Origin of the sequence: Mesorhizobium sp. M0058 (assembly GCF_040323095.1) — a bacterium.
Lineage (GTDB): Bacteria > Pseudomonadota > Alphaproteobacteria > Rhizobiales > Rhizobiaceae > Mesorhizobium.
This window is the reverse complement of sequence record NZ_JAMYUQ010000001.1, coordinates 331,616-347,845: the sequence shown is the minus strand read 5'-3', so window position 1 is coordinate 347,845 and position 16,230 is coordinate 331,616. Positions and strand designations below refer to the sequence as shown.

14 protein-coding genes and 1 tRNA gene are annotated in these 16,230 nt (G+C 63.7%); 8 read left to right on the top strand and 7 right to left on the bottom strand.

Annotation, left to right across the window (positions count from 1 at the left end):
* Positions 1-2 precede the first annotated feature (2 nt).
* A complete protein-coding gene (locus NKJ75_RS01745; protein WP_023671931.1) occupies positions 3-689 on the bottom strand; it encodes a GNAT family N-acetyltransferase in 687 nt (228 codons plus the stop codon).
* An 83-nt stretch (positions 690-772) separates the two neighbouring features.
* Here NKJ75_RS01745 and NKJ75_RS01740 point away from each other — a divergent pair, with 83 nt between their 5' ends.
* Positions 773-1,957, top strand: coding sequence for a pyridoxal phosphate-dependent aminotransferase (locus NKJ75_RS01740; RefSeq protein ID WP_023671932.1), 1,185 nt, complete (start codon positions 773-775; stop codon positions 1,955-1,957).
* Positions 1,958-1,969: 12 nt separating this feature from the next.
* Here NKJ75_RS01740 and NKJ75_RS01735 read toward each other — a convergent pair whose 3' ends face one another.
* Together NKJ75_RS01735 and NKJ75_RS01730 are read right to left on the bottom strand one after the other, a co-directional pair.
* Positions 1,970-2,731, bottom strand: a complete 762-nt coding sequence (locus NKJ75_RS01735) for an SDR family oxidoreductase (protein WP_023671933.1) — start codon at positions 2,729-2,731, stop codon at positions 1,970-1,972.
* A 333-nt stretch (positions 2,732-3,064) separates the two neighbouring features.
* The gene (locus NKJ75_RS01730) at positions 3,065-3,802 is read right to left on the bottom strand and encodes a tellurite resistance TerB family protein (protein ID WP_023671935.1); all 738 of its coding nucleotides are present in this window, start codon (positions 3,800-3,802) and stop codon (positions 3,065-3,067) included.
* Between the two features lie 203 nt (positions 3,803-4,005).
* Between NKJ75_RS01730 and NKJ75_RS01725 the strand changes: the two genes are divergently transcribed.
* Positions 4,006-4,368, top strand: coding sequence for a YybH family protein (locus NKJ75_RS01725; protein WP_023671936.1), 363 nt, complete (start codon positions 4,006-4,008; stop codon positions 4,366-4,368).
* A gap of 23 nt (positions 4,369-4,391) precedes the next feature.
* Here the strand turns inward: NKJ75_RS01725 and trhO are convergent, their stop codons facing one another.
* A complete protein-coding gene (gene trhO / locus NKJ75_RS01720; RefSeq protein ID WP_352499074.1) occupies positions 4,392-5,318 on the bottom strand; it encodes an oxygen-dependent tRNA uridine(34) hydroxylase TrhO in 927 nt (308 codons plus the stop codon).
* 174 nt (positions 5,319-5,492) lie between these two features.
* Here trhO and NKJ75_RS01715 point away from each other — a divergent pair, with 174 nt between their 5' ends.
* The gene (locus tag NKJ75_RS01715) at positions 5,493-6,131 is read left to right on the top strand and encodes a 2-dehydro-3-deoxy-phosphogluconate aldolase (RefSeq protein WP_352499073.1); all 639 of its coding nucleotides are present in this window, start codon (positions 5,493-5,495) and stop codon (positions 6,129-6,131) included.
* 137 nt (positions 6,132-6,268) lie between these two features.
* Here the strand turns inward: NKJ75_RS01715 and NKJ75_RS01710 are convergent.
* From NKJ75_RS01710 to NKJ75_RS01700, 3 genes are all read right to left on the bottom strand, one after another.
* A tRNA-Gln gene (locus tag NKJ75_RS01710) sits at positions 6,269-6,342 on the bottom strand.
* A 120-nt stretch (positions 6,343-6,462) separates the two neighbouring features.
* Positions 6,463-8,289 carry a peptidoglycan L,D-endopeptidase MepK gene (gene mepK, locus NKJ75_RS01705; RefSeq protein WP_023686395.1) on the bottom strand — a complete coding sequence of 609 codons (1,827 nt, stop codon included), beginning with the start codon at positions 8,287-8,289 and terminating at the stop codon, positions 6,463-6,465.
* A 389-nt stretch (positions 8,290-8,678) separates the two neighbouring features.
* Positions 8,679-10,217: a sigma-54-dependent transcriptional regulator gene (locus NKJ75_RS01700; protein ID WP_023825450.1), complete on the bottom strand. Its 1,539-nt coding sequence runs from the start codon at positions 10,215-10,217 to the stop codon at positions 8,679-8,681.
* A gap of 145 nt (positions 10,218-10,362) precedes the next feature.
* Between NKJ75_RS01700 and NKJ75_RS01695 the strand changes: the two genes are divergently transcribed.
* From NKJ75_RS01695 to NKJ75_RS01675, 5 genes are all read left to right on the top strand, one after another.
* Positions 10,363-12,201 (top strand): M3 family oligoendopeptidase, encoded by a 1,839-nt coding sequence (locus NKJ75_RS01695; protein ID WP_352499072.1) that lies wholly within the window; start codon positions 10,363-10,365, stop codon positions 12,199-12,201.
* Between the two features lie 414 nt (positions 12,202-12,615).
* Positions 12,616-13,332, top strand: a complete 717-nt coding sequence (locus NKJ75_RS01690) for a helix-hairpin-helix domain-containing protein (protein ID WP_023751323.1) — start codon at positions 12,616-12,618, stop codon at positions 13,330-13,332.
* A gap of 163 nt (positions 13,333-13,495) precedes the next feature.
* On the top strand, positions 13,496-14,641 hold the full coding sequence (locus tag NKJ75_RS01685) for an aminodeoxychorismate synthase component I (protein ID WP_352499071.1): 1,146 nt from the start codon (positions 13,496-13,498) through the stop codon (positions 14,639-14,641).
* The gene (locus tag NKJ75_RS01680; RefSeq protein ID WP_032888325.1) at positions 14,590-15,252 is read left to right on the top strand and encodes an aminotransferase class IV family protein; all 663 of its coding nucleotides are present in this window, start codon (positions 14,590-14,592) and stop codon (positions 15,250-15,252) included. The genes NKJ75_RS01685 and NKJ75_RS01680 overlap by 52 nt, the downstream gene beginning before the upstream one ends.
* 52 nt (positions 15,253-15,304) lie before the next feature.
* The gene (locus NKJ75_RS01675; RefSeq protein WP_023704010.1) at positions 15,305-16,228 is read left to right on the top strand and encodes a heme-dependent oxidative N-demethylase family protein; all 924 of its coding nucleotides are present in this window, start codon (positions 15,305-15,307) and stop codon (positions 16,226-16,228) included.
* Positions 16,229-16,230 lie beyond the last annotated feature (2 nt).

Sequence of the window (16,230 nt, the reverse complement as noted above, 5' to 3'; positions counted from 1 at the left end):
TGTTACGCGCCGAACTCGGCGCGGAAATCCTCGAGCCGCCGCTTCTGCCGGCCTTCGCCATCGAAATTGGCAGGATCGAGCCATGCCTCATAGGCTTTGCGCAGCGCCGGCCATTCCTTGTCGATGATCGAGTACCATGCCGTATCGCGGTTTTCACCCTTGACCACAAGATGCTGGCGGAAAATGCCCTCGAACTTGAAGCCGAACCGTTCCGCCGCGCGCTTTGACGGCTCGTTGCGGTTGTTGCATTTCCACTCGTAGCGGCGATAGCCGAGCCCGTCGAAAATATACTTCATGAACAGGAACTGCGCCTCGGTCGCTGCCGGCTTGCGCGAGATCAGCGGCCCCCAATAGATGTTGCCGATCTCGATGACGCCATAGGTGGGATCGATGCGCATCAGCGTCTGTCGCCCGGCGGCCTTGCCGCTGGCCTTGTCGATGACGGTGAAGAACAGCGGATCCTCGCTCGCCTCGACCTTGTCCAGCCATGGCTGGAAATCGGCGCGGGTTTGCGGCGGGTAGTCGGGCAGCCAAGCAAAGCGGCCGTCAATGTCAGGCACCGACGACGCCTCGTAAAGGCCGTCGCCATGCTTTTCGGCGCTCAGCGGTTCGAGCCGGACATAGCGCCCGTCAATGGGCTTGCGCTCGGGCCGCGGACGCGCTTGCCAATCTTTGAGATTTTCCGACACGCAAAACTCCAATCCGTTTGACTTTTGTGAGCAGACGCTCACAAAAACGCGACCTAACAGCAAGAACCACACGGACGGGAAAAATGCTCCACACGATTTCGGCCTTCGACCGCCTCGGCGAGGAAAACGCCTTTGCCGTGCTGGCGCGGGCGACCGCACTGGCTCAACAGGGCCGCGATATCGTCAATCTCGGCATCGGCCAGCCCGACTTCAAAACGCCGCAGCACATTGTCGACGCAGCGATCAAGGCGCTGCGCGACGGTCACCATGGCTACACCCCGGCCAACGGCCTGCTGGCGACGCGCGAAGCGGTGGTGCGGCGCACGCTGGCCACCACCGGCGTCGAGGTCTCGCCGGAAAATGTGATGATCCTGCCCGGCGGCAAGCCGACCATGTTCGCGGCGATCCTGATGTTCGGCGAACCCGGCGCCGAGATCCTCTATCCCGACCCTGGCTTTCCCATCTATCGCTCGATGATCGAGTTCACCGGCGCCGCGCCCATTCCGGTGCCGATCCGCGAAGAGAACGGCTTTGCCTTCTCGGCCGAGGAGACGCTGGGGCTGATCACCTCGAAGACGAGGCTGCTAATCCTCAACTCACCGGCCAACCCGACCGGCGGCGTCACGCCGCGCGCCGAGATCGAGAAGCTGGTGGAGGGGCTGCAAGCGCATCCGCAGGTCGCTATCCTCTCCGACGAAATCTACGACGTCATGACCTATGACGGCGAGACGCATTTTTCGCTGCTCAATTTTCCGGAAATTCGCGACCGGCTGATCGTGCTCAACGGCTGGTCGAAGACATGGGCGATGACCGGCTGGCGCATGGGCTGGTCGATCTGGCCGAATGGCGACAAGGGCGCGCATCTCTACGACAAGGTGCGCAAGCTGGCGGTCAATTGCTGGTCCTGCGTCAACGCGCCGAGCCAGTTCGCCGGCATCGCCGCCATCGACGGCCCGCAGGACGATGTCGACAAGATGATGCGCGCCTTCGACAACCGCAGGAAGATCGTGGTCGAGGGGCTGAACGCGCTGCCCGGCGTCTCCTGCATCACGCCCAAGGGCGCATTCTATGCCTTCCCGAATGTTTCGAAGACCGGCTGGAAGGCCAAGAAGCTCGCCTCGGCACTGCTCGAGGAGGCCGGCGTGGCGCTGATCGGCGGCCCCGATTTCGGCATTCTCGGCGAAGGCTACATCAGGCTCTCCTACGCCAATTCCGAAGAGAACATCTTGCGCGCGCTGGAGCGGATCGAGTCGTTTTTGAAGAGGTAGGCCTTCGGCTCTTCACCCACGCCCCACGAACGGCATCTTGGTCGCCATCACCGTCATGAACAGCACATTGGCATCGAGCGGCAGGCTGGCCATGTGGACGACGGCGTCGGCGACGCGCTGGACGTCCATCACCGCTTCGGCGGCGATGGTGCCATTGGCCTGCGGCACGCCGACCGTCATTGCGTGCGCCATATCGGTCAGCGCGTTGCCTATGTCGATCTGGCCGCAGGCGATGTCATAGGGCCGGCCGTCGAGCGCCAGCGTCTTGGTCAGCCCCGATATGGCGTGCTTGGTCGCGGTGTAGGGCACCGAGCCCGGCCGTGGCGCATAGGCCGACACAGAGCCATTGTTGATGATGCGGCCGCCCATTGGCTTTTGCTTGCGCATGACGCCGAAGGCGGCGCGGGCGCATAGGAACGATCCGGTGAGATTGACGCCGACAATATCGTTCCAGACCTCGACCGGGATCTCGTCGATCGGCGTCGACTTGTAGCTCATGCCGGCATTGTTGAAGAGCAGGTCGACGCGGCCGAAGGCTGCGGCCACCGTCTCGAACAGGTCATCGACTTCGCCGGCCTTGCTGATGTCGCAGGCAACTGCCAGCGCCTTGGCGTCCGCTTTCCCGGCTTCGGTAATGGCGGCGTCGAGCACCGCTTTGCGGCGGCCGCAAAACACCGTGTTCCAGCCCGCCTTGAGCAGCGCCGTGGCGACGCTCTTGCCGATGCCGGTGCCGGCGCCGGTGACGATGGCGGTTTTCTCTGTGAGGGCTGTCATGGATTTTGCTCCTGCGCGCCGCGCATCCCCGGCACAGATCGGGGTGCATCCGAATGCACCGACCCATCGCAAATGAGGGCGATCATGGCAAGCCGGACACTAATGCATGTCGCTCAAAAGTGGCCCCGGTTCTGAGAGAACGACATGCATCCGGACAAAAACATGAAGCGCCACGCGCTTTATGTGATCGGTCCGACAAAAAGGGCGGTCATTGGCGACCGCCCCCTGATCTGAACCGGGCTTGGGAGGAGGAAAAGCCGATCCGACTAACTAAAATCATGCGCTTCCTCGGTAAACGAGAAGTTAACGCTTTTCCCGCCGCGGCTGCGTTGTCTACCAGCGCGGGTTCGGCGCCGTGCCTGACGGAACCGGCACCTTGGCCGCCGACACCGTCGCCTCGACATGATCGACGAGCGCATCCGGCAGGCCGAGCCGGCCGGCGAGCAGGTCGAGATAGCCGCGTTCGGCGCGCGTATCGGGGTCGATCGTCAGTCGGGACGCCGTGTAGAGCTCGAGCCTCTGCTCATCGGTCTTGGCGCCTGCGACCAGCGTATCGAGGTCGAGCGGGCTGTCCAGCTCGGCCATCAGAAACTTTTCCGCTTCCGTGCCGATGCCGGCCAGACTGAGCTTGCCGGCGATCTTTTGGCGTTCCGCGTCATCGACATGGCCATCGGCCTTGGCCGCCGAGATCATCGCCCGCACCAGGGTCAGCGTGAACTCGTCCTCCCCCTGTGGCGCCTGTGAAGGATGAAAGCCGGTGTCGGCGGGCGGCGGCAGCAATTCCGGCTGGCCGGCCGCCGGCGCCTGCTCGGGTGCATTGCCGGCCTTGTAATTCTGGTAGGCCTTGTAGGCGAGACCGCCGATCGCAGCCAGTCCGCCGAGCTTCACGGCCGTGCCGGTGACCTGCCGTCCCGTGCCGGTTCCAAGCAGCACCGCGGCCAGCGCACCGGCGGCCAGCGGATTGTCCTTGGCCATCTGCACAGCCTGCCCGGCCTTGTCGCGAACGGTGCCGGTTGTGCCGGGAACTTGCGAGCCGAGCAGATCGTCGAGAAGCTTCTTGGGGTCGAACATGGTGCCTCCAGAAAAGGGCCCGCGCCAACGTGGACGGGCAGGTTTTGGACGTTGCAGACGTAGGTCCCGATTGTTGACATTACAATGACGGACCGGCGCTTTGCTATCGGCGCCGGCAATGCCGCAAATCAAATTCGATGTGTCGAAACCCGCCTCGGCTTCGGTTAGTGTCGCCGCAACGTCGGCGAGGGAGGAGTTTTGCCGTGACCGATCAGCCAGACCGCGACCAAGCACGAGATCCCCAGGATCTGGAGCGCCTGCTAATTGATCGGCAATGGGCGGGAGACATTGAGGGCATGGTAGCGCTGTTCGAACCCGATGCCGTCATCGACACCGGAGCAGCCGAATTGACGCGTGGCCATGAGGCGATCCGCGCTTTGTTCGAAGCCTTTGCCGCGAGCTGGCGAAAATTCCAGCGCGGCGAGCAGCGCCCGGCGGCCATTAACGGCGACCTCGCGTTGACGTCGACCAGGCTTGCCGACGGCTCGATAACCTCAGAGGTCGCGCGCCGGCAGGCCGACGGCACATGGCTGTGGGTGATCGACCGCTATTCTGTCGTGTGGTGATCCAGTCAGGGCGTCGGCGGCACTTAACTGCCGATATGTCCCCTGCCCTGCGCCTGCGCAAGTTCGACCTGGCGCTGGCGCTCGGCATAGCGGGTGCGATCCTCATCCGAGCGTGCCTCGTAGCAATGCGGGCATGACACGCCGGTGGAAAAATGCGGCGACAGCCGGTTCTCCGGCGTCAGCGGATGCCGGCAGGCGCGGCAGAGTTCGGCCTCGCCTTCGGTCAACCCATGCGACACCGAGACCCGCTCGTCGAAGACGAAACACTCGCCCTGCCACAGGCTGTCTTCGGCCGGCACCTCTTCAAGATATCTGAGGATGCCGCCCTTGAGATGGAACACATCCTCGAAGCCGAGCGACTTCACATAGGCCGTCGCCTTTTCGCAGCGGATGCCGCCGGTGCAGAACATCGCAACCTTGCGGCCGTCGAGTTGGTCGCGGTGTTTTTCCACCCAGGCCGGGAATTCGCGAAAGCTCGACGTGCGCGGGTCCACCGCGCCCTCGAACGTCCCGATCGACACTTCGTACGCGTTGCGTGTGTCGATGACGATGGTGCCGGGGTCCGAGATCAGCGCGTTCCAGTCGGCCGGCGCGACATAGGTCCCCGCACCCGTCGCCGGGTCGAGGTCTTCGACGCCCATGGTGACGATCTCGCGCTTCAGCCGCACCTTCATGCGATGGAACGGCGTTTCGGCGGCAGTGCTGTATTTGACCTCGAGATCGGCAAGACCCTCGATGGCCTCGAGATAAGCGATCAGGTCGGCTATGTCGGCTTCGCTGCCGGCGACCGTGCCGTTAATGCCCTCCTGCGCCAGAAGCAGCGTGCCCTTGATGCCGCGCCCGCAGCAGAAGGCGGCAAGCGGCGTGCGCAAGACCCGCAGCGCGTCGAAGTCGCCCAGCCTCGCAAATTTGTAGAGCGCGGCGACGCGCACGGGTTCATGGTTGGTCATCGCCAAGCCACTAGACCGTGGTCAAAGCGGATTCAAGGCAGAGCTAAAGACACTTCGTCGGTATTCGCCCGCAGGCTCGTTGGCCGACATGTGACATCGCGGCAGGCCGGGTTTCGTGGACTCGGAATCGGCCTTCTGCTAATCGGTTGAAATCACCCAGGGAGAGAAAAGCCAATGCCCAGCAAGACCGAAAAGCTCCTGTCGCTGCTCAATGGCCAGCCGGTCATTCCGGTGCTGAAGATCGCCAATGTCGCGGACGCCGTCCCGCTCGCCCGGGCGCTGGCCGCCGGCGGCCTGCCGGCGGTCGAGATCACGTTGAGAACCGCCGATGCGCTGGAAGCGATCCGCCGCGTGGCCGGTGAGGTCGAGGGCGCCATTGTCGGCGCCGGCACAATTCTCGATGCCAAGCAGTTCGACCAGGCAGCGGCGGCTGGCTCGAAGTTCATCGTCAGCCCCGGCATCACGCGCGAGTTGCTGGCGGCGGCCAAGGACAGCGACGTTCCCTTGCTGCCCGGCGCCATCACGCCCGGCGAGATCATGGCTGCCCGCGAGGCCGGCCTGCGGTTCCTGAAATTCTTCCCGGCCGAACAATCCGGCGGCATCGCCTCGCTGAAGGCCTTTGCCTCGCCGCTGGCCGACGTGAAATTCTGCCCGACCGGCGGCATCTCGGCCAAGAACGCCGCCGACTATCTCAGCCTGTCCAACGTTATCTGCGTCGGCGGCTCGTGGGTGGCGCCGGACGAGTTGGTCAAGGCCGGCAAGTGGGATGAGATCGAGGCGCTCGCACAGAGCGCGAGCAAGCTCGGAAAATAACCTCCGCTACTTTATCTTTGCGCAATCCCAAGGGAAGCGCTCCGCGCTTTCCCGGGAAAATCACAGTGTTCCCGGAATTGCACTCGGCACAAAAACCCGCCAGCTGCGCCGACCGGGTTTGCTACGCGTTGAGATTTTGGTTCCCGCTCAAGGGCTCGAACCTCGATTCACGCCTTCAAAGGGCGCTGTCCTACCATTAGACGAAGCGGGAATGCAGCTTGGTGGTTAGCATTCTGTGGCGATGGAAGCCAGTGCTCGAGATCTCGCTAAAAACAAAAGCCGCACAGGTTGCCCAGCGCGGCTTCGAGTCGATAACGCCCCGGTCACGCCCTTACTTCGTCTGGAAGCGGGCGACCGAAAGGAATTTTACGGCATTGCCGGTGAAGCGGTTGGCATCGGCCATCTGGTTGTCCGCCTGGAAGCCTGCGGTGTAGACCTCGCTCGGCGGCGTATGCACGATGTTGTAGGCATAGCGCGGCGCTGTCGTCGGGCTGGAAACGGTGGCGATGTTGTCGCCGCTGCTCAGCGCCCAGCGGGCCGCCTGCGGTTCGGCCGCCACCACCACTGCCTTCGGTCCTGGCTTCAGGTCGCGGGCCGAAGCCCTGGCTTCCTTGCGTGTCGTCTTGACGCCGGCGCCGATCACCGAGGCTGGATCGGTACCGGCGGGACGGGCAGCAATAGCGCCGCGCGGCGATGCGGCATCGACACCTGACGGATCGTTGAACGCCGAGCGCGGCTCAAGCGACGCAACCTGATAGTCGTCGGTAGCACCGGCTGTATCGGCGGCGCTGGCCTGTTCGAGAACCGCCTTGACCTCGTCCGGACGCTGCGACGGCAGCACCGAGAACGCGTCGGTTGCGGTCTGCTTGTGGGCAGCCGTATCGGCCAGCGCCAGCAGAACGCCCTTGTCCTGCGGCGCAAGCTCAGCCGGCGGCGAAGAGCGGTCGGGACGCCAGGTCGGCAACGGGACGTTGACCGCGACCTGCGCCGGAGCGGCAGCTTGATCGGCCCCCTGGTCGGCATTGCTCGCATCGGCCGTGCCGAACGGCACATTGGCCGGCGCCTGCGCCGTCGCCACCGTCTGTTCGGTGGTGGCATCGGCCACGCCGAACGGCACGGTCTCAGGTTGTTGCGCGCCGACATCGGCCTTCGGCCGCGGTGCGAAAGCGGGCAGCGGCACTTCCTTGGCGGGCAGCGCGGCGATGATCGTCTCCGGCGTGTCCTGCGGCTCCGCATCGTCAGCGCTGTCGTCGGCAAGCTGCGGAATGTTGGCGCGCTTGGCGTTCTGCGGCGACACGATCGCGATGCCAGGCAGATTGCTGTTGTTGTTGCTCGTGGCAGCCAGCACCGGCTTCACGCTTCTCGGCGGCGGCGCGGCGGTAGCGACATCGGCGCTGTCGTCGGCTTCGTCTTCACCGCCACCGCCAAAGAACGCGGACAGGAAGCCACCGGATTTCTTGGTGCTGCCGCCTGCGCTGGCCATCATGATGGCAGGAGAACCGGCGCCCTTGCGCGCCTTGTAGGAGGCGAGCGCTTGGTCATAACCCGGCAACGGCCTGCCGTCGCTCGGCACATGCAGCGTCTTGCCATTGGGGAACAGGCTGACCAGTTCCTGGCGGCTGATGCCTGGCCAATGCCGCACATTGCCGACGTCCATGTGGACAAAGGGCGAACCCGACGACGGATAGTAGCCGACGCCGCCGCCCTGCATCTTCAGGCCGATGTTGCGCAGCTTTTTCAGCGGCACACCCGGAATGTAGAAGTCCATCGCCTTGCCCAGCATATGCTGGCTTTCCTTGGCGACACCGCGGCTGCGGCTGCGCAGCATCGAATTGGTCGACGGCGAGCGATAGCCGCAAACGACCTGAATGTAGTCGGTGGCGCCGGCCTGCCGGTAAGCTTCCCACACCAGATCGAGCAGGCGCGGATCCATCTTGGTCGGTTCGTTGCGACGCCAGTCGCGCAGGATGATGTTGATCTTCCTGAGGCCTGCCGGATCGTAGCGGCCATTGCGCTTGTAGACGATCTCGGCCTTTTCGTGCGTGTGGAGGTGATAGAGCTTGAGCGAGCGCGTTTCAGCGCTGGCGCCGGCAGCAGTTGCGGCGAGGAAAGCGAACGCAACGATCAACGCTGCCAGCCATCTCGGCCAGACGCCCATGTGATCTCGCCGCCCGTTTCTGTGTCGTTCGACTTTGTTCAAATCAAAAGGCCTTGCAGGCTGCCGTTTGTCCCCGGATTTGTCCAAACGGATGCGTGGTTCTCACATCCGAATATCGATCCTAATGGTTAATCATCGCTTATTGAAGCCGAAATGCGGTAACACCGTGGCGATATTCCGTCAAAAATAATACACAGGATTTCTTGGTAAACTGCTGGTTTAGATCAAGATTCAGCCTTTTCCCGCTACACGATCTGTTACCGCTGGCCTTAATGCGTGAACAACGCTGTCCGCATCAGCCATATTCCCGCCCCAACCCTTATGCAGCGCCGGATGTGGCATGGCAAGCTGGTCCCGGCCTTGCGTTGGCAAGCTGTGGAATTCGGCGTTCAGGAGGCAAGGCGGTCGAGGCGGCCGGTTTCCGGGTCGATGCCGTATTCCTTGAGCTTGCGGTAGAGCGTCGAGCGGCCGATGCCGAGACGCCGTGCGACCTCGCTCATCTGGCCGTTATAATGGTCGATGGCGAGCTTGATCATTTCGAGTTCGACATCGGCCAGCGCACGCACATTGCCACGCTCGTCCAGCGCCCGCAGCGTGCCGAAACGCTGAAGCAGCCTCGCCGGAGGGGCGGGCTCGGCAGCTGCAGTACCGGCGTCGTCAGTCTGCGCGCCATCGCCTTGCGATCCGGTGCTCAAGGCCATGCCGGGGTCCGACAAGGACGCATCGGCGTCGAGATTGACGGTGCCGTCGACCTGCGCCCGGATCTGCGGAAATTCGTCAGTCGTGAGCACATCGCCTTCGGCAAGCACCGAGGCCCTGAAAACGGCATTTTCCAGCTGCCTGATGTTTCCCGGCCAATCATAGGCCTGCAGCATGGCCAGTGCGGCATCCGAGATGCCGTGCAGGCGATTGCCCGCCGGCGCCACCTTGTCCATGAAATGCTTGACCAGATAGGGGATGTCGTCGCGGCGGTCGCGCAGCGGCGGCACGACGATCGGGTAAACGTTGAGCCGGTAGAACAGGTCCTCGCGAAACTTGCCGTCCTTGACCTGCTGCAGAAGGTTGCGGTGCGTGGCCGAGATCAGCCTGATGTCGACCCTGACGGTGGAACGGCCGCCGACCGGATCGACCTCGCCATCCTGCACGGCGCGCAACAGCTTGACCTGCACGTCGAGCGGCAGGTCGCCGATCTCATCCAGGAACAGGGTGCCCGAATGCGCCTCGACGAACTTGCCGGTGTGCTTTTCGGTGGCGCCGGTGAACGAACCTTTTTCGTGACCGAACAGGATCGATTCGACCAGATTGTCGGGGATGGCGCCGCAATTGACGGTGACGAACGGCTTTGTGCGGCGTTCGCCGCTGCCCTGGATGGCGCGCGCCACCAATTCCTTGCCGACGCCCGATTCGCCCTCGATCAGGATCGGGATGTTGGAGGCCGCGGCCTTCTGGCCGAGGCGGATCACCCGGTCCATCGCCGGGCTGTGCGTAATCATGTCCTTGAATGTCAGGTGGCCGCCCCGACGCCGCGACGTGCGCTTGACCTCGTCCTCGACCGCCTCGACCTTGAGCGCGTTGCCGATCGCGGTCTGCAGCCGGTCGGGAGACGCCGGCTTGACGACAAAATCGAAAGCGCCGTGGCGCATCGCCGAAACCACCGTTTCGATGCCGCCCTGCGCAGTCTGCACGATGACGGGAACAGTGATGCCGCGCTCGCGCATCGCCTTCAGCACGCCGATGCCGTCTAGGCCCGGCATGACAAGGTCGAGGATGACTGCCGAAATATCCCTCGCATTGGGTCCGTCAAGCGCGCTCAGACCGGCCTCGCCGCCATCGGCAACGATGGCGCTGTGGCCAAATTTCGTCACCGCCGCCTCGAGCAGCCGGCGCTGCACGGGATCGTCATCGACTATAAGAATGGAACCTGTCATGACTGATTTGAGTTGCCCGCCTGGGAAATTCCCATGGATCATCTTGGCACAGGGTTCTAAACAAGGTTTCAAAAAACCCGGTGAACGAATTCCTTAGGATTTGACCGGCTTGTCCTTTCCCCTTGATTCCAGAAGGTAATTGTTGATGAGCAGGATTCTCGGTCGGCAGCTTGCGGCGGTAGCGTCCGGTCAGGGCGCGGCGGAACTCGGCGACCTGCCGGAATGGAATCTCGCCGATCTTTATTCCGGCATGGAGGCGCCCGAACTGAAGCGCGACCTTGCCAAGGCGGCGGCCGATGCCGTCGCCTTCGAGAACCGCTGGAAGGGCACGCTGGCTGCGGAGGCCGAGCGCGGCAGCGCCGGCAGGCTTGGCGAGGCGCTGACAGCCTATGAGGCGCTGGAGGAACTGATCGGCCGCATCGTCTCCTATGCCGGCCTGATCTATGCCGGCAACACCGCCGATCCGCAGCGCGCAAAGCTCTATGGCGACATCCAGGAGAAGATGACCGACGCCAGCGCGCATCTTTTGTTCTTCGCGCTGGAGCTGAACCTGATCGACGACAAGGCGCTCGAAGCAGCCCTCGCCGCCGACGCCGGCTTTGCCCATTACCGCCCCTGGGTGCTCGACCTCAGAATGGACAAGCCCTACCAGCTCGAGGACCGGGTCGAGCAGCTGTTCCATGAGAAATCGATCACCGGACGCGGTGCCTGGAACCGGCTGTTCGACGAGACGATGACCGATCTGCGCTTCGACATAGACGGCGAGGAACTGACGCTGGAGCCGGCGCTGAACCGCCTCCAGGACGCCGATGGGGAGGTCCGCCGCCGCGCCTCCGAAGCGCTGGCCGCAACCTTCCGCAAGAGCCTGCGCACCTTCACGCTGATCACCAACACGCTGGCCAAGGACAAGGAGATTTCCGACCGCTGGCGCGGCTTCGAGGACATCGCCGATTCACGCCATCTCGCCAACCGTGTCGAGCGCAGCGTGGTCGATGCGCTGGCGTCGGCCGTGCGCGAAGCCTATCCGCGCCTGTCGCATCGCTACTACGCGATGAAGGCGCGCTGGCTCGGCATGGAGCTGATGAACCACTGGGACCGCAACGCCCCCTTGCCCGAGACGCCGCAGGCCGTGATCCCTTGGGACGACGCCAGGAACACCGTGCTGTCGGCCTATCAGCGCTTTTCACCTGATATGGCCGAGATCGCCCGCGTCTTCTTCGACCGCAACTGGATCGACGCGCCGGTCAGGCCCGGCAAATCGCCCGGCGCCTTCGCCCATCCGACCGTGCCTTCGGCGCACCCTTACGTGCTGCTCAACTACATGGGCAAGCCGCGCGATGTGATGACGCTGGCGCATGAACTCGGCCACGGCGTGCATCAGGTGCTGGCCGGCGGCCAGGGCGCCCTGATGGCTTCGACGCCGCTGACTTTGGCCGAGACGGCCTCGGTATTCGGCGAGATGCTGACCTTCCGTTCGCTGCTCGACCAGACCACCGACAAGCGCGAGCGCAAGGCGATGCTCGCCCAGAAGGTCGAGGACATGATCAACACGGTCGTGCGCCAGATCGCCTTCTACGAGTTCGAGCGCAAGGTGCATGCAGAGCGCAAGAACGGCGAACTGACCTCCGACAAGCTCGGCCAGTTCTGGCTCGAGGTGCAGGCCGAAAGCCTGGGGCCGGCGATCAAGCTGCGCGAGGGCTATGAGGTCTTCTGGACCTACATCCCGCACTTCGTCCACTCCCCCTTCTACGTCTACGCCTATGCCTTTGGCGACTGCCTGGTGAACTCGCTCTACGCGGTCTACCAGAACGCTGAGCATGGCTTCCAGGATAAGTATTTCGAGATGTTGCGCGCCGGCGGCACCAAGCATCACTCGGAGCTTCTCGCGCCCTTCGGCCTCGACGCCACCGACCCCGCCTTCTGGCAGATCGGGCTTGGCGTGATCGGCGGCCTGATCGACGAGTTGGAAGCGCTCGACAGTTAATGCGCGCACCCATTGGACCGATGGCGCAGAGTGGCAGGTTCAGCAGCGGCCTCGACTTTGCAGAATCGCAGAACAGTTTAGCCGGGATGCATGTGACGGCAGCGCTGTTCTTGTTCTAAATACCTGTTCTTGAATAACTCTCCGGCGAAATTTTCCGTTAGCTTTCCCGAAGCCGTATGATAGCTTTCCGACCGAAGCTCAGCCGGGCGCGCGGCTTAAGGCCGGACAGCATCCCGGCCCATGGCAGCGGTCTGACGAATGCGACAGCGACGGTTGGCAATGGGCGGCAAAGCCGAACGCCGACACTCGACGACAGACCGGCTGTTCCCTGAGCCGCCGAACCACATTGGATGATCCGATCTGCCAAGGTCATGACTTGGGACGGCGGCGGACGGATCCGACTGGAGAGAGACGATGACCTTCTTTTACATTGTCCTGGCGTTCCTTGTAGGTGTGTTGGTTGGCTGGTTTATCTGGGGCCGGCTGCGCGGCGAACTTGACAGCCTGCGCGGCGATCTCGACCGCACCCGCAGCGAGCGTGACAGACTGCGCGCCGACGCCGATCGCCTGACTGGCGAACTCGACGCCTGCGGCAAGACCCGCGCCGATCTCGAACGCCGGCTGCGTGAAACATCGGCTCCATCCGCCAAGCCTTCAAGTTCGGCGCCGGCCGCGCTGGTATCGACAGCGGCAAAGGCCAAGTCCGCCCCGGCCGCGAAACCGGCCCCCGCCAAACCCGCCGCGGCCAAACCAGCTGCGGCCAAATCCGCGGCCGCAAAACCAGCGGCCAGCAAACCTGCCGCCGCCAAGGCCGCGCCCAAAGCCGCTGCTTCAAAGCCCGCCGCCGTCCCGAAGAAGGCCGCCCCGGCAGCTGGGAAGGCCGATAATCTGCGCCGCCTGATCGGTATCGGCCCGGTCAACGACAAACTGCTCAAGGGCCTTGGCGTCACGACCTACGCGCAGATCGCCGGCTGGACCGCGGCCGACGTCAAGCGCATCGAGGACACGCTGAATTTCGACGGCCGCATCGCTCGCGAAAAGTGGGTCGAGCAGGCCAAGCTGCTTGCCGCCGGCGACGAAAAGGAGTTCGCACGCCAATTCCCGAGCGCCGGGACCGCCAACAACAGCTGATCCGTCATCGGCAACATAACCAGAAGGCGGCGCTCTCGGGCGCCGTCTTTGTTTTTGCATTCGCCACTGTCTTTGCGCCCTGCGACGCCGCTCCCTCGATTGCACGCCGCCCGGCCCCCATATAGAGCGGTTCTGGCGTCATCGACCGCAGTACCCGAGCCCCATGCCCCTGCCCTCTGCCATTTTCCGCAACGATGAAAGCGGCCGTCAGTTGGTCTTCGACCACCCGGCCGACATCATCATTGCCTATGATGCCAAGGATTTTCTGCCGGCGCTGGCGGCTGCGCAGGCGGCGAGCGATGCCGGCAAATGGCTGGCCGGCTATTTCTCCTACGAAGCGGGCTATCTGCTCGAACCGAAACTCGTGCCGCTGCTGCCTGAAGGCCGGCGCGCGCCATTGGTTTGTCTGGGTGTCTTCGATGCTCCGGCCGAAGAGGCCGTGCCGCGCAACGATGCGCCGGCCACCAATGGCCCCATCTTCGACGCCAGGGCCAGTTGGTCCGCTCAGGACTACGCCAAACGCTTCGCGCGCCTTCACGACCACGTCCGCAAGGGCGACTGCTACCAAGGCAACCTGACCTTTCCGGTCCGTGCCCAATGGTCGGGCGATCCGGTTGCTGCCTTCGACGCACTGACAGGACGCCAGCCGGTCAAGTATGGCGCACTGATTTCGCTCGGCGATCCCATCGTCTTGTCGCGTTCGCCCGAGCTGTTCTTCGAGATCAATGCCGAAGGCATGATCGAAACCCATCCGATGAAGGGTACCGCACCGCGCGGCGCGACCAAGGCCGAGGACGCGCGGTTGAAGTCCTTCTTGCGCAGCGACGAAAAGAACCAGGCCGAGAACCGGATGATCGTCGATCTCCTGCGCAACGACATCTCCCTGATCAGCGAGATCGGCACGCTCGAAGTGCCGGAACTGTTCCGCATCGAGAGCTACCCGACCGTCCATCAGATGGTGAGCCGTGTGCGGGCGAAGCTTCTGCCTGATCTCGGCATCCGCCAAATCTTTGGCGCGCTGTTTCCCTGTGGCTCGATTACCGGCGCACCGAAAATCCGCGCCATGGAAATCCTGCACGAGCTGGAAGAGACACCGCGCGACGTCTATTGCGGCGCCATCGGCTGGATCGCGCCTGGCGGCATGATGCGCTTTTCGGTGGCGATCCGCACCATATCGCTCTTTTCCAGTGGCGAGGCCGTTTACAATGTCGGCGGCGGCGTCGTCTTCGATTCGACGGCGCAAGAGGAGTATCAGGAGTGTCTGCTGAAGGCGCGCTTCGCGACGGGGACACCGCCGATTTCGAGCTGATCGAGACCATGCGCTGGGAGCCCGGCCAGGGCTTTCTGCGCTTCGAACGCCATCTCGCGCGCCTTTACGGCTCGGCGGAAGAACTCGGCTTTGCCTGCGATCCGCAGCTAATCGGCGAGGTGCTGGCGAATACTATCGGGGCGCAGCAGACGGCGCTGCGCACCCGGCTCGCCCTGCAGCGCAATGGCGAAGTGACCGCCTCGGTCCAGCCCTATGAGCCGTTCGCCGCCGACAAGGTCTGGCGGCTGCGACTGGCGCGGGTCCGGCTCTCTTCCTCGGACGCGCTGCTGCGCCACAAGACCAGCCGGCGACAGATCTACACCCACGCCCGCTCCGAATATCTGATCACCCAGGCCGACGAAGTGTTGCTCGCAAATGAGCGCAGCGAAATCTGCGAAGGCACCATCACCAACGTCTTCGCCGATTTCGGTGATGGCATGCTGATGACACCCAGGCTCGACTGCGGCCTGCTGCCTGGCGTATTGCGCGCCGAGCTGCTGGACGAAGGCCGCGCCCAGGAGGCGATCTACAGCTATGACGAGTTGAAATCCGCCAAAACACTGTTCGTCGGCAATTCTCTGCGCGGCTTGATCCCGGCAACATTGGCCTGATACGAAGCGGCTGCGAGAATAACCGCCGGCATTGGACACTTTCTAGCGAAGCATGAATTCTCGTCAGCCCACGCACACGCCCTATGATGGCTCCTCAAAGCTCTTCACCATCGGGCTGAAGCCGCTCGAACTCGACAAGTGGATCGAGGTCGACCGGTATCTCTTCGACCATCTCGCCGAAAAGCGCCGGCTGTATGCCGAAATCCCCGACAAGGTGTTTGTCGAGGAAGACGGCACGCGCGACGCCCAGCGCGAAGTGCGCGGCCTCATCGAAGCACATCTGCTGTCGACATTTCCCGGGATGTACCGGCGCACCAATGCCGGGGTTGAGGTCATTGGCGCCAAAGCCGACTCTGACGCCACCTTCCCCGATGCCCCGCTGGTCGCAGCGTCGCTGCTCGTCCAGGAAGACCTGATCCTGATGCGCCGTGACGACACGGGCTGGCGACTCGCCGCCGGCTCGCTGTGCTTCCCGTCATCCTGGTCGCTGGTCGAGAAATTCGGCCGGCCGCTGCAGCAGATCCACGCACCGGTGCCCGGCTTCGGTCCGGGCACCAGGCCGGCCGAGCTCATCAACCGCATGTTCGACGGCCTGCAGGGTCAGGCTGTCGAACGCTTCAACTGGTCGATCCAGGCCGGCGACGCGCTCTATCATCCGCTCTCCAATGTCGAGCGCATCGACCGCGCCACCAGGCGCCCCTCGCGATTTCCCGACGGCGACGTCAACACCCATGCCTTCATCCGCGTGGAGCGCCAGACGCTGCGCAAACTGCCTCTGTCGCGCGACATCCTGTTCACCATCCGCATCCATCTCGACCCGCTGAAAGTGCTGGCGCGGCATCCCGACCGGGCAACGCTTGCCGCCTCTTTCGCGGCGCAATTGCAGGCGCTGGATGAGGCTCAACTCGACTACAAGGGGATGACATCAGACCGTGACCGGCTGGTGCAACGCCTGCAAACCATGGCTAAGGAGTGACG

Coding starts and splice junctions, on each gene's coding strand:
- mepK (WP_023686395.1), bottom strand. CDS start 8,289: ATGGGCGTCTGGCCGAGATGGCTGGCAGCGTTGATCGTTGCGTTCGCT.
- NKJ75_RS01685 (WP_352499071.1), top strand. CDS start 13,496: ATGCCCCTGCCCTCTGCCATTTTCCGCAACGATGAAAGCGGCCGTCAG.
- NKJ75_RS01730 (WP_023671935.1), bottom strand. CDS start 3,802: ATGTTCGACCCCAAGAAGCTTCTCGACGATCTGCTCGGCTCGCAAGTT.
- NKJ75_RS01740 (WP_023671932.1), top strand. CDS start 773: ATGCTCCACACGATTTCGGCCTTCGACCGCCTCGGCGAGGAAAACGCC.
- NKJ75_RS01735 (WP_023671933.1), bottom strand. CDS start 2,731: ATGACAGCCCTCACAGAGAAAACCGCCATCGTCACCGGCGCCGGCACC.
- NKJ75_RS01695 (WP_352499072.1), top strand. CDS start 10,363: ATGAGCAGGATTCTCGGTCGGCAGCTTGCGGCGGTAGCGTCCGGTCAG.
- trhO (WP_352499074.1), bottom strand. CDS start 5,318: ATGACCAACCATGAACCCGTGCGCGTCGCCGCGCTCTACAAATTTGCG.
- NKJ75_RS01700 (WP_023825450.1), bottom strand. CDS start 10,217: ATGACAGGTTCCATTCTTATAGTCGATGACGATCCCGTGCAGCGCCGG.
- NKJ75_RS01715 (WP_352499073.1), top strand. CDS start 5,493: ATGCCCAGCAAGACCGAAAAGCTCCTGTCGCTGCTCAATGGCCAGCCG.
- NKJ75_RS01690 (WP_023751323.1), top strand. CDS start 12,616: ATGACCTTCTTTTACATTGTCCTGGCGTTCCTTGTAGGTGTGTTGGTT.
- NKJ75_RS01675 (WP_023704010.1), top strand. CDS start 15,305: ATGAATTCTCGTCAGCCCACGCACACGCCCTATGATGGCTCCTCAAAG.